This is a genomic window from Rhodococcus sp. PvP016 (genome assembly GCF_017832185.1).
GTDB lineage: Bacteria > Actinomycetota > Actinomycetes > Mycobacteriales > Mycobacteriaceae > Rhodococcoides.
The window spans coordinates 3,896,905-3,910,283 of sequence record NZ_JAFIBH010000001.1; the positions used below are offsets into that span (position 1 = coordinate 3,896,905).

Sequence of the window (13,379 nt, forward strand, 5' to 3'; positions counted from 1 at the left end):
TTGATGCGTTCTCGCGTCCCTGGTCGGGGACGCGACTGGTCTCGTGGCTGCGGTTCCGCAGCCCCTGCTGGTCACACTCTTGCGCCGGCGAACCGAAGTTCGGGCGGCTGCGCCCGCTCACCTCGCGGTGGACAGGACAGAGCCACGTCGCCGGCAGCGACTGTCCAAGACTACGGTAGAGCCAGTGGCCCGGTCAAACCGCCGGACCCGGTGCTCGGCCGCAGCTCAGGCCTCGTCGTCCACCGGCGGTCCAGCCGGCCGACCCGCTGCCCGACGGCGCGGACGCCGGACCGGTGCGACGGGCTCCACGGAGGCGCCGCCCCCGACGGTCACCGCAACGGGTTCGGCAGCGCCGCCCCCGTCGTTGCTGCCGGAAGCCGCTGTCCCCGTGGATGTCTCAGACGCCGAGGGCACCACGATGACCGTGCCGGCGGAGTCCCCGGCCGGCGCGGACGCCGCTCGGGACACCCGACGACTGCGGCGCGGACGCGTCGCGGCGGTGGGTTCGGGAGTGACAGGCTCCGACGCCGCGGGCTCGGGTGTGACGGAATCGGGTGTCGACAGCGTGTCCGACGTCTCGGTCACCTCGGCGGCGGAGTCCGATCGGCCGTTGCGGCCGGCGGCGTCGCGCACCGCTGCCACGGCGGCCGTCGCGTCCTCGATCGGATCCGACACGGTGTCCGCCACCTCGGCGACATCGTCCGGATGCAGATGCGCCGCCATGGCCAGAGCCACGGGATGCGCACGACGCGGAGCCGTGTCACTCCCCGACTCGGACTCCGTGGTCTCGGCCGTCGTCGTGTCGTCGACTCGATTCTCCGACCGGTCCCGGCCGCCGCGCTTGCGACGCGAGCCGCCCTCGGAGCCCTGGTTGTCGGAGCGGGAGTTCTCGGAGCGTGAGCTGGTGTCCGAACGGGAGTTGTCGGACCGCGACCGGTCGGAGCGGGAGTGGGAGCGCCCACCCTCGTCCTTGGCCGGCTCGACCGGGAACTGATGCATCATCAACCCACGCCCGTGGCAGTGCTCGCACGTCGTGGAGAACGCCTCGATGAGACCGGTACCCATGCGCTTGCGCGTCATCTGGACCAACCCGAGCGACGTCACCTCGGACACCTGGTGCCGTGTGCGATCACGGCCCAGGGCCTCGGTCAGGCGACGGAGCACCAGGTCGCGGTTGGACTCGAGCACCATGTCGATGAAGTCGACGACGATCATGCCGCCGATGTCGCGCAGGCGCATCTGCCGCACGACCTCCTCGGCCGCCTCGAGGTTGTTCCGGGTGACGGTCTCCTCGAGGTTGCCGCCCTCGCCGGTGAACTTGCCGGTGTTGACGTCGACGACGGTCATGGCCTCGGTACGGTCGATCACCAGCGTGCCGCCGGACGGCAACCACACCTTGCGATCGAGCGCCTTGGCCAGCTGCTCGTCGATGCGGAAGGCACCGAAGACGTCGACGTCCTTCGACGCCGAGGTGTACCGCTCGACGCGGGGCAGCATGTCGGGGGCGACGGTCTCGATGTAGTTCTGCACGGTCGACCAGGCCCGGTCGCCCTCGATGACCAGCTTGGAGAAGTCCTCGTTGAAGAGATCGCGGACCACCTTGACCAGAAGGTCGGGCTCCTCGTACAGCGTGACCGGAGCCGACGACTTGGACGCCTCGGCACCTGTCGAGCGCTCCGAGACGGTGGCCCACTGCGCCTGCAGGCGGGTGACGTCGCGCTCGAGTTCCTCGGCGCTGACGCCCTCCGACGCGGTCCGGATGATGACCCCGGCCTCGGACGGGACGATGTCGCGCAGGATGTCCTTGAGACGCTTGCGCTCGTTGTCGGGCAGCTTGCGGCTGATGCCGGTGGACGAGCCACCGGGCACGTAGACCAGGAAGCGGCCGGCGAGCGAGATCTGCGTGGTCAACCGGGCGCCCTTGTGCCCGACCGGATCCTTGCTGACCTGCACGAGCACCTGGTCACCGGGCCTGAGTGCCTGCTCGATCTTGCGGCTGTTGCCGCCCAGACCGGCGGCGTCCCAGTCGACCTCGCCGGCGTAGAGCACACCGTTGCGGCCCTTGCCGATGTCGATGAACGCGGCTTCCATGCTGGGCAGCACGTTCTGCACGCGGCCGAGGTACACGTTGCCCACGATGGAGCCCGACGCCGTGCTGGTGACGAAGTGTTCGACGAGAACGCCGTCCTCGAGCACCGCGACCTGGGTCAGGTCCGGGTGCCCGGCCAGCGACTTCTCGCGCACGACCATCGTCCGGTCCACCGACTCGCGGCGCGCGAGGAACTCGGACTCGGTCAGGATGGGCGGACGGCGACGGCCCGCGTCACGACCGTCGCGGCGACGCTGACGCTTCGCCTCGAGCCGGGTCGACCCGGTGATGCCCTGGACCTCGTCCTTGGACTTCGCCGAACGCTGACGCGGCTCGCGCTCGTGCACCACCGTGTTGGGCGGATCGTCGTCGGTCGTGGTCTCGGAGTCCGCGCTCTCGCCCCCGCTCTTGCGGCGACGGCGGCGGCGCCGGCGACGGCTCGCGCTGTCCCCGGTCGAGTCGTCGTCGTTGTCCCCGGAGGCACTGTCGTTCTCCCCGGAGGCACCATCGGTGTCCTCGGCGGACGGTTCCGTCTCGCCGGCAGTGGTGTCGCTCGTGCTCGACGCGTCGGTCGAGTCGGTGGTCTCGGACGCGTCTGCGTCGGGCGACGTGTCCGCCCGCGACCCACGACGGCTGCGCGAGCGGCGGTTCGAGGAGCGCTTCGGCGCGTCGTCGCCCTCCGCGGCGTCGTCCGTGTCCGTGGTCTCCGGTTCCGCGGTCGCGTCCTCGGCGGCAGGCGCATCGGAGCGGTCCGCGGCGGACTCGTCCGTCTCGTCGTCGCTCTGATCGTCGTTCTGGTTGTCGTCGTTCTGGTTGTCGCCGCGTCCGCGACCACGGCCACGACGGCCACGGCGGCGGCGGCGAGGACCGGACGATCCGTCCTGGTCGTTCGCGTCGTCGTCGGTGCCCTCGTCGGACGCGGAGACATCGGACGCAGCGGTGTCGGACTCGGTCGCCGTCTCGACGGCGGGGGTGCTCTCGGCGGGGGCGGACACCTCGACAGGGGTGGACACGTCGGCGGTGCCGTCGGCCTCGGGTGCGTCCGCTGTCGCGGTCTCGTCGACCTCCGCCTTCTTCGGCGCGGATCGAGCGCGACGTGCCCGCGTCCGGGGAGCCTTCGGCGCCTCGGTGACCTCGGGCTGCAGGAACAGCGGTGCGGTGGCGGGATCGGCGGACGACGGGGCGGTCGCCTCGACCGTCTCGATGTTCGTGAAGAGGTCCGGCTCGGTGGGAGACGCGGGGCTCTCGTCGGCCGTGGACGCCGAGCTGGTCGCCTCGGCGGCGGGAGGTGCGCTCTCCGCAGCGGGCAGGTCTGCCACGTCGGCGGCCTCGAGTGCCGGAGCGCCCAGCGCTGACGCGACGGTCTGCGCGTCGTCACGGACGACGCTGGACTGGACGCTGCGGACGTCGACGCCCATCTCGGCGAGCTGAGCGACGACCTGCTTGCTGGTCACTCCCAGCAGCTTGGCGAGCGCGTGAACGCGGATGCGCTCGGGGAAGGTGGGGGCGCCCTGATCGAGCGGCTCCTGGGGCGGCACGGTGTCGGCCACGTGTTCTCCTCGGGCTCCCGGGCGCGAACATCCACGGTCGAGGTGCCCGATCGGGCGTCGTCCGTCGAATGGCACGCGGCCACGCGGGAGTCATGGTTCGTTCGCGGGATCGGACGATCCGACGAAAAAGCGGGTTCGCACTGCGTCAGGTCGTCGACCGGAACGGTCGGCGACTGTCACCGCACTGCCTGGGCGGATGGCCGATCCGAGCACCTGATCTTCAGCGGGACGCGCCGGCGGTGCGAGAAGGAGACTCGCATCGATGCCTGCGCGTGTTCGCGATGACGGGCTTCGGTCCGTGATTGTCATCCGGTCACGTTCGCGTGGTGCGCGCCGCGACCTAGGCCAGTATCCCACACTCCCCGACCGCCGCGTGCCAATGCGGGGTTCGCGGTGCGGCCCGGCGGTCGGAGGTGGGACTCGAGGTGCAGCGTCAGCCGAGCTCGGGGAACCAGAGCGCTATCTCGCGGGCCGCGGACTCGGGCGAGTCGGAGCCGTGGACGAGGTTCTTTTGGCCGTCCAGCGCGAGGTCGGCGCGAATGGTGCCGGGCGTCGCCTTGGCCACGGGGTCGGTGCCACCGGCGATCTGACGGAAGGCCTCGATGGAACGAGGACCCTCCAAGACGGCTGCGACGAGCGGTCCCGAGGTGATGAACTCGATGAGGTCGGGGAAGAACGGCCGCTCGGCGTGCTCGGCGTAGTGCTTCTCCGCCACCTCGCGGTCCACCGTCAGGAGCTTCAGGGCGACGAGGTCGAGCCCCTTGCGCTCGACACGGCCGAGGATGTCGCCGACGTAGCGACGTTCGACGCCGTCCGGCTTGATCAGTACGAGAGTGCGTTCGGTCACGAGCGCTGAGCCTAGAGGACCCTCGATCGGCCCCGGAGCACCGGCGTCATTCTCGCTGGCTCGGCAACCGGCCCTCGGCGATGCGCTTGCGGAGATCGCGGCGCAGATACAGCAGGTACACCCACACGGCGAGGAACAGCACGCCCACGACGGCGATCGACGGGTGCGCGAAGAAGCCGAGGATCACCAGGACCTGCAGCGCGAGATCGAAGGACAGAGCCCACGACCGACCCTGCAGTCCTGCACCGAGCAGCATGACCACGCCCAGCGCGATGATGTACGTCCCACTGATCCACGTGAGTCCGCCGCCGACGGTCGCGACGACCGGGAGCGACAGGAAGACGACGATCGCCTCGAGGACGAGGGTGCCGGCGCAGACGCCGCGGAACCCCTTCCACGGATCGCGTGCGGGCGGCGGGACCTGGCCCGCCTCGGGGACTGTCATACCGGGTCCTTCCCGAAGAGAGTGCGTGCCGCACCGGCGGTCACCACGGATCCCGTGACGACGACGCCGGCACCGGAGACGGCCTCACCCTCGTCCGCGACGTCCTCCGCGATGCCGATCGCGATCTCGAGTGCGTCCGGGAGCGTCTCCGCGACGACGACACGCTCGTCGCCGAACTTGGCCACGGCCGCGTCGGCGAGTGCCTCGACGTCGAGCCCGCGTGGGGAGCCGTTGTGGGTCACGACGATCTCGTCGAGTACGGGTTCGAGTGCCTGCAGGATGCCGTCGACGTCCTTGTCCTTCATCACGGACACGACGCCGACGAGCTTGCGGAAGTCGAACTCGGCCGTCAGCGTCGCGGCGAGTGCGGCGGCGCCGTGCGGGTTGTGCGCGGCGTCGACGAAGACCGTCGGTGCGTTGCGCACCCGCTCGAGTCGGCCCGGGTTCACCACCGAGGCGAAACCCTCGCGCACCGTCTCGACGTCGAGTCCGTGGTCGGCACCCGCGCCGAAGAACGCCTCGACCGCCGCGAGGGCCAGCGAGGCGTTGCGCGCCTGGTGCTCACCGTGGAGCGGAAGGAAGATGTCGTCGTACACGCCGCCGAGGCCGCGGAGCTCGAGCTGCTGACCGCCGACCGCGACGCGACGGGCCAGGACCACGAACTCGGACCCGGCGCGGGCCACCGCCGCGTCCATCTCCACGGCACGCCGCAACAGGACGTCGGTGACCTCGGGTTGCTGCTCGTCGAGAACCGCCACCGTGTCGACCGGATCGAGCCGTTCAGGGGCCTTCTTGATGATGCCGGCCTTCTCGGCGGCGATACCGGCCAGATCGGTACCGAGGTACTCGATGTGGTCGATACCGATCGGGGTGATGACGGAGACCTGCGCGTCCACCACGTTGGTGGCGTCCCAGCGTCCACCGAGACCCACCTCGACGACGGCGACGTCGACCGGGGCCTCCGCGAAGGCCGCGAACGCCATCGCGGTCACCACCTCGAACTTGCTCATTCTGGGCCCGCCCGCGGCCTCCGACTGCGCGTCGATCATCTCGACGTACGGCAGGATGTCGCGGTACGTGTCGACGTACTGACGAGGGGTCAGCGGCACCCCGTCCACGGCGATCCGCTCGGTGGCCAACTGCAGGTGGGGGCTGGTGGTGCGACCGGTGCGCCGGTGGAACGCCCGCAGCAACGACTCGATCATCCGGGTGACCGACGTCTTGCCGTTGGTGCCCGCGACGTGGATGGACGGGTAGCTCGCCTGCGGGGACCCGAGCAGGTCCATCAGTGCACTGATGCGCGTGAGCGACGGCTCGATGGTCGTCTCGCCCCAGCGCTGGTCCAGTTCGGACTCCACCAGTGTGAACTCGGCGAGATCGACCGGCGAGGGTCCCGACACCCCTTCCGGCCCGGAGTTGCCCGGATAGCTCACGCCGGCCCCATCTCACGCAGGCGTGCGGTGATGCGCTCGACGTCCTCGCGGGCGATCTGCTGCCGCGCGCGGATCTTGTCCACGACCGCCTCGGGGGCCTTGCCGATGAAGGCCTCGTTGCCCAACTTGGCAGTGGTGGCGGCGAGTTCCTTCTCCGCGGCCGCGAGATCCTTCTCGGCACGCTTGCGCTCGGCCGCCACGTCGACGGTGCCGGACGTGTCGACGGAGACGACGACGGTACCGAGCGAGAGCCGGACCTCGATGGATGCCGTCTCGGCGAAATCCTCCTCCGGCTCCGTCAGGAAGGCGAGCGCGCGGGTGGCGGGGATCTGCGCCGTGAGGTCCGCCTCCTCGACCCCGAGCAGCCGCGCCGGGACCTTCTGCTTCGGCTTCACGCCCTGGTCGCTGCGAAAGCGGCGCACCTCGGTGATGAGCTTCTGCATGTCGGACACGCGTTGGAGCGCGACGGGATCGGCTCCGACCCCGGTCTCCTTCGGCCACGGTGCGACCACGATGCTCTCGCCGCCCGTGAGGGCCTTCCAGAGCGTCTCGGTGACGAAGGGGATGACCGGATGCAGCAGGCGGAGAATGGAATCGAGCACGACACCGAGGACGATGCGGGTGGGTTCGGCCGCGCGCTCCGACGAGAACTGCACCTTGGCCAGTTCGAGGTACCAGTCGCAGACCTCGTCCCAGGCGAAGTGGTAAAGCGCCTCGCACGCCTTGCCGAACTCGTAGCGGTCCAGCGCGTCGTCCACCTCGGCGCGCACCGTCGCCAGCCGGTCGAGGATCCAGCGGTCGGCGTCCGTGAGCGTCTCGCGGGCCGGGAGATCCTGCACCACAGCGCCGTTCATCAACGCGAACTTGGTGGCGTTGAACAGCTTGGTGGCGAAGTTGCGCGAACTCTGCGCGTTGTCCTCGCCGACCGAGAGGTCACCGCCGGGATGGGCTCCGCGCGCCAGCGTGAAACGCAGTGCATCCGCACCGAATCGGTCGACCCAGTCGAGAGGGTCGATGCCGTTGCCCTTCGACTTCGACATCTTGCGGCCGAACTCGTCGCGCACCAGCCCGTGCAGGAACACATCGCGGAACGGCACCGGACCGGGCAGCTCGTCGCCGACGGTGGTGCCGAACATCATCATGCGGGCGACCCAGAAGAACAGGATGTCGTAGCCCGTGACGAGAACGCTGGTGGGATAGAACTTCTCGAGGTCGGGAGTGCGGTCGGGCCAGCCCATCGTCGAGAAGGGCCACAGGCCGGACGAGAACCACGTGTCCAACACGTCCGGGTCCTGCACCCAGCCCTCGGGCGGCGTCTCGTCGGGGCCGAGGCAGACCGTCTCACCGTCGGGTCCGTACCAGATGGGGATGCGGTGCCCCCACCACAGCTGGCGCGAGATGCACCAGTCGTGCATGTCGTCGACCCAGGCGAACCACCGCGGTTCCTGGCTCTTCGGGTGCACGACGGTGCGCCCGTCGCGCACGGCGTCGCCGGCGGAGGCCGCCAACGTGGAGACGTTCACCCACCACTGGAGGGAGAGTCGCGGCTCGATGGGCTCGCCGCTGCGCTCGGAGTGGCCGACACTGTGGACGTAGGGACGCTTCTCGGCGACGACGCGGCCCTGCTCCGCGAGTGCCTCGCGCACGGCGACGCGCGCCTCGAAGCGGTCCATACCGTCGAACTGCGTTCCGGTGTCGGCGATCCGGCCCGAGGTGTCCATGATCGAGGGCATCGGCAGGCTGTGCCGGACACCCATCTCGAAGTCGTTGGGGTCGTGTGCCGGCGTGATCTTCACGGCGCCGGTGCCGAACTCGGGGTCGACGTAGTCGTCGGCGATGACCGGGATCTCGCGGTCGAGGAACGGGTGCGGAAGCGTCGTGCCCACCAGGTCTCGGTAGCGCTCGTCGTCGGGGTGGACGGCGACGGCGGTGTCGCCGAGCATCGTCTCGACACGAGTGGTGGCGACGACCACGTGCGGTTCGTCGTCGTTCAGCGATCCGTAGCGGAGCGAGACCAGTTCGCCCTCGACGTCCTCGTACTTGACCTCGATGTCGGAGATCGCCGTCTTCAGCACCGGCGACCAGTTGACGAGCCGCTCGGCGCGGTAGATCAGGCCACGATCGTGGAGCAACTTGAACATGGTCTGGACGGCACGTGAGAGGCCCTCGTCCATCGTGAACCGCTCGCGGCTCCAGTCGACGCCGTCACCGATCCGGCGCATCTGCTCGCCGATGGTGCCGCCGGACTCACGCTTCCACTCCCACACTTTCTCGATGAAGGCGTCCCGACCGAGCTCGTCCTTGGACGTTCCCTCGGCGACGAGTTGCTTCTCCACGAGCGACTGCGTGGCGATGCCCGCGTGGTCCATGCCGGGAAGCCACAACACCTCGTAGCCCTGCATCCGCTTGCGACGCGACAGGACGTCCATCAGCGTGTGGTCGAGCGCGTGGCCCATGTGCAGGCTGCCGGTGACGTTGGGCGGCGGGAGCACGATCGAGTACCCCGGCTTCGCACTGTCCGGATCGGCGACGAAGTACCCGGAGTCGACCCATCCCTGGTAGAGGTCTGCTTCCACGTCACCGGGATTCCAGGCCTTGGGCAGGCGGTCGGCAGGGTTCTCGTCGGGCGTCGTCGTCGATCTGGTCACCGGGTGATTCTAGTGCGCGTCGGGATCGACGGTCCGGCCCGGTCGCGCCGCGAGGATCTCGGGCATCGGAGTGGATTGTCCGAGTACGTGCTCGGCCAGGAAGGCGTGCACGGCGCCGTACCAGACCGCGGTGTGCTGCGGCGAGAGGATCCAGTGGTTCTCGTCGGGGAAGTACAGGAACCGGTGCACGGTCTCCCCGTTCTCGTCGGCGGGAGAACCGGACTCGGACAACAACTCCCACCACAACCGCAACGCCTCGCCCACGGGCACGCGGTAGTCCTTGTCGCCGTGGATCACCAGCATCGGGGTGACGATGTCCGCGACGGCCAGGTGCGGTGAGTTCTCGAACGCCATCTCCGGCGTCATCTCGTGCGCCCAGTACGACGCCTCGTCGGTGGTGGGACCGAACTGGTCGAGCGCCCATAGACCGGCGTGCGAGACGATCGCCCGGAAGCGGTCGGTGTGACCTGCGACCCAGTTGGCCATGTAGCCGCCGAACGAGCCGCCCATCATCGCCGTGCGCGTCGAGTCGATGTCCTCGCGTTGCTCGACAGCGTCGGTGACGGCCATCAGGTCCGTGTAGGGCTCCGTCCCCCATCGGCCCCAGCCGCGCTGCACGAACTCCTGTCCGTACCCGGTGGACAGTGCGGGATCGGGAAGCAGGACGGCGAATCCCTGCGCCACCAGCATCCACGGATTCCAGCGCCACGACCAGGCGTTCCACGACCCGAGCGGTCCGCCGTGCGCCCACAGCACGAGGGGCGCGGGCCAGTCGGCGGACGTGCCCGTGGGCAGAGCCAACCAGGCGCGCACGCGCACGCCGTCCTCGGCGGTGGTCTCGACGTCCTCGAGAGTGCCCGGCAGTGTCGGCGTGGCGGCCGGTGATCGCAGCTCGGTCACCGCACCGTCGGCGAGCGTGATCCGGACCGGATGCGGCGGAACGAGATACGACGAGCGCAGCGCGTGGACGACATCACCGTCCGGAGCCGGACGCAGGTCGGTGTAGGCGTGGTCGTCCTGTGTCAGGCGGCGGGCCGCGTCGGGCGTCACGACGAAGATCGGTGCCCGGCCGTCGTCGTCCGCCGTCACCAGGATGCTGCGCCCGTCGGCGGACCACACCGGCGACGACGGCCACCGGTCCCACCCGGCCGCCCACTGCTCCGGCAACCCGGTCGTCAGGTCGAGGACGTGCAGCGTGGTCCGCGGAGCCGCGTCCGGTTCCGGATGCGTCTCGCGCAGAAACGCGACGCGCGTTCCGTCGGGCGAGACGGCAGGGGCACCGACGTCGGCCACGGGATCGTCGACCAGCACGGCGTCGGCGCCGTCCGAGGTGTCGATCCGGACGAGCACGTGCCGTGTGGTGGCGTCGGCTCCCGCGACCCTGCGCGTGGCCACCAGCCACGAGCCGTCGGGAGCCACCGCGACGGAGGTGTCGCGGTACGCGCCGCCGCCCGCCGAACCGCCGGGTCGCGGCGTCACCGTCCGCAGTGCGACGTCGGTGTCCTCGGTGTCGCCGAGGTTCCCCACGAAGACGTGCGTGGACGCCGGACCGAGGTCGCTGTCCCAGTGCCGCATCGGATATCCGCTGTGCAGTATCGCGGAGACGGCCTTGTCCTTCCGCAGCGCGCGCAGCGCCTCGTCACGGTCGACGTCGCCCAGAACCTCACCGGCGACGGCGAACACCGGCACGTCGGACGCGGCCACGACTCCCCCCACCCCACCGACGCGGTGCGCGACCCTGCGGGCCTCTCCGCCCTGCGCGGACAGCGCCCACACCGCGGACGGTGCATCGTCGTCACCGGACGCCGCTCGGACGAAGAGCAGGTCGCCGTTCGCGGCGAAGGTCGGTGCCGAGTCCCCGGTGGTGGACCGGGTGAGCCGGCGCGGCGCCGACGTGCCGTCCGTCGCGATGGACCACAGACTCGAGACGTACTTCGTCCGTGCGGCATTCAGCTCGGACATCGTGGTGACGAGCGAGGCTCCGTCGACGGACAGCGCGAGGCCCGCGATGCGGGGGAGGTCGAGGTAGGCGTCGGGAGTCCGGAAAGCGCTCGCGTCGGTCATGCCCCCGAACCTAGGCGATCACCCGAGCACCGCGCGACGTCTGCTCCGCCACCAGCGGTCGATCGCCGGTCGCAGCGCGGTCAGCCCCTTGTAGTCGGCCATGTCCCGCGGCAGTTCCGCGGTGACCGCGACGACACGCTCCGCCCAACCGGGCACTGCGGCGAGCTCGTCGAGCGACGCGTGATGGGTGCGGACGAGGAAGAGGATCGCACCGGACGGAGCGAGGCGCGTCAGGTGCTGCACCTCGACCCGCAGGCAGAGGCGCCTGCCGACGTCGTCGGCGGACGCGGTCTCGAGTTCCCGTCGCGCGCGTGCCCACTCCCCGCGCGTCTCCAGCGAGGCATCGAGCCGATGGTCGACTCCGAGCGACCAATTGGTGCGCCGCACGGTCGCTCCCGCACCCAGCCCGAGGAGGAACGCGCGTGCCCGCGCCACGACCCCCTCGTCCCGCACGCGCGGGACTGGACCGTGAATGTCCTCGAAGCTCGCACCCAGAGCGAAGTTCATGGACCACCCCGACGCGTACGTCACCACGCCCGCGTCGGCGAACAGCTCACCCCCGCGGGTGTCCAGCAGAACCAGATCGTCCGGCGTCTCCCCTGCCGCCAGCACCAACGGATCGACGCTCGGGTCCCCTCTGGCCACGTCGATGCTGTTGCCGGACAACCTGTTCGAGAAACGGACACGCCCGCCGTCGAGGTCGAGCGTCGTCTCGTCGGGCACGCTGCGGTGCAGTTCGATCAGCACCGTCTCGAGCGCGTCCCACCCGGCCGGCGCCATGTGCGGCAACGACACCGCTCGCCGGGGGTCCCGCGCGAGGATGCGGGCGCGTTCGGCCAGCGCGTCCCGATAGTCGGTACCCGGTTCGACGACGTGCTCACCCCAGCCGCCCGCGGCGGTCCGATGAGCCGTGCGCGCCGGCTCGAGATTCGTGCTGTACCGGTACGTGTCGACGTCGAAGGGGAACGGGAAAGCCCGCAGATCGGTCACAGGTCCACCACCAGACGATCCCCCGCGGCGCGGGACACGCAGACCATCATCGAATCCGACCGCGTGCGTTCGTCGTCGGACAGGAAGAGGTCGCGATGGTCGACGGCGCCCGCGATCACAGGCGTCCGACACCGACCGCAGACACCGTGACGACACTGCCGATCGACGGACACGGCGGCAGTGTCGAGGACGTCCAGCACCGACTCGTCGGACGACACCGGCAGGGTGCGTCCGCTGCGCGCGAGTTCGAGCACGAACGACCGGCGAGGAGCATCGGGGCGGGTGAACGCCTCGGTGTGCAGACGGCTTTCCGGCCAGCCCACCGCACGCGCGGCGCTCAGCGTCGCCTCGACGAGAGGGGTCGGGCCGCAGACGAACAGGTGCGTTCCCAGTGGCTGCCGGGTGAGCGCGTCCGCCAGTCCGCTCTCGAAGCCCGCGCGGGTGGTGCTGATCCGAGCGTCGCACGAGGTGGCCACGTCCTCGGCGAACGCGCCGCGTTCCGGCCGGTGGACGTAGTGCACCTCGGCGGTCGACCCGAGCCACCGCGCCAGGGACAGGATCGGCGTGATGCCGATCCCGCCGGCCACCAGCAGGTGCCTCCGCGCGCGGAGAACCGGAGCGAAGGTGCTGCGCGGAGTGTGGATCTCGACGAGGTCACCGGGGCGCCGACGCTGCAGCCACCGCGACCCGGCGCCGACGGCGAGTACCGCGCACGAGTAGAGGGACGGGGCGTGCGGCGCCCCGATCAGGGAGTAGGCGTTGTACGGGGCGGACGCGTCGTCGCCGCAGCGCACCACCACGTGGCTTCCGGGCACGAACGACGGCAGCGCGTCCCCCGAGCGCTGCGGTGCGAGGTCGATGCGCCGCACCGCACCGTCCGGAGTGACCGCTGTCGAGTGGACCACCCGCATCCTCACGACGCGGCGTCCGGGACACCGAGGCGAGCCGCGAGACGGCTCGAGACATGGTCGGACACCACCAGATTGGCTCCGCAGGACTCACAGGGCGGTGCCGGACCGACCGTTCCGCACACCGGGCAGTAGACGTCGAGAGCGCCGTCCGGGGTGACGACGACGGAGATCTCGTCGGGTTCTGCGCCGGCCCGCAGCGCCCGCTCGCGGTAGACCGCGACATCGGCTGCGGAACCGATCAGCACACAACGCCAGCCGACCACCGCACGATCCGTCTCGGCGTCGAACCACGCGTCCGACTGCGGACCTCGCGCCGCGAATCGGCCCGGGCTCTCACCAGCCGAGTCCGGACGGTCGGCGTCGCCGATGATCAGCACGGTCACGCCGCCGACAGTACCGCCG

At 70.4% G+C, this 13,379-nt stretch carries 9 protein-coding genes; all 9 read right to left on the reverse strand.

Features of this window, described 5'->3' with window-relative positions:
- Nucleotides 1-225: 225 nt before the first annotated feature.
- Nucleotides 226-3,639: a translation initiation factor IF-2 N-terminal domain-containing protein gene (locus JOE30_RS18115; RefSeq protein ID WP_204868368.1), complete on the reverse strand. Its 3,414-nt coding sequence runs from the start codon at nucleotides 3,637-3,639 to the stop codon at nucleotides 226-228.
- 433 nt (nucleotides 3,640-4,072) lie between these two features.
- Nucleotides 4,073-4,486 carry a nucleoside-diphosphate kinase gene (gene ndk, locus JOE30_RS18120; RefSeq protein WP_204868370.1) on the reverse strand — a complete coding sequence of 138 codons (414 nt, stop codon included), beginning with the start codon at nucleotides 4,484-4,486 and terminating at the stop codon, nucleotides 4,073-4,075.
- Nucleotides 4,487-4,532: 46 nt separating this feature from the next.
- A complete protein-coding gene (locus tag JOE30_RS18125; RefSeq protein ID WP_027505665.1) occupies nucleotides 4,533-4,931 on the reverse strand; it encodes a DUF4233 domain-containing protein in 399 nt (132 codons plus the stop codon).
- Complete coding sequence (locus tag JOE30_RS18130) at nucleotides 4,928-6,364, reverse strand: folylpolyglutamate synthase/dihydrofolate synthase family protein (RefSeq protein WP_204868372.1); 1,437 nt, start codon at nucleotides 6,362-6,364, stop codon at nucleotides 4,928-4,930. The genes JOE30_RS18125 and JOE30_RS18130 overlap by 4 nt, the downstream gene beginning before the upstream one ends.
- A complete protein-coding gene (locus tag JOE30_RS18135; RefSeq protein ID WP_204868374.1) occupies nucleotides 6,361-9,012 on the reverse strand; it encodes a valine--tRNA ligase in 2,652 nt (883 codons plus the stop codon). The genes JOE30_RS18130 and JOE30_RS18135 overlap by 4 nt, the downstream gene beginning before the upstream one ends.
- A gap of 9 nt (nucleotides 9,013-9,021) precedes the next feature.
- Nucleotides 9,022-11,076, reverse strand: coding sequence for an alpha/beta fold hydrolase (locus JOE30_RS18140; protein ID WP_204868375.1), 2,055 nt, complete (start codon nucleotides 11,074-11,076; stop codon nucleotides 9,022-9,024).
- A gap of 18 nt (nucleotides 11,077-11,094) precedes the next feature.
- Entirely contained in the window at nucleotides 11,095-12,066 is a 972-nt protein-coding gene (locus tag JOE30_RS18145; protein ID WP_204868376.1) for a DUF3445 domain-containing protein, read from the reverse strand.
- A complete protein-coding gene (locus JOE30_RS18150; RefSeq protein ID WP_307806236.1) occupies nucleotides 12,063-12,971 on the reverse strand; it encodes a PDR/VanB family oxidoreductase in 909 nt (302 codons plus the stop codon). The genes JOE30_RS18145 and JOE30_RS18150 overlap by 4 nt, the downstream gene beginning before the upstream one ends.
- A gap of 8 nt (nucleotides 12,972-12,979) precedes the next feature.
- Complete coding sequence (locus tag JOE30_RS18155) at nucleotides 12,980-13,360, reverse strand: dimethylamine monooxygenase subunit DmmA family protein (protein WP_204868377.1); 381 nt, start codon at nucleotides 13,358-13,360, stop codon at nucleotides 12,980-12,982.
- Nucleotides 13,361-13,379 lie beyond the last annotated feature (19 nt).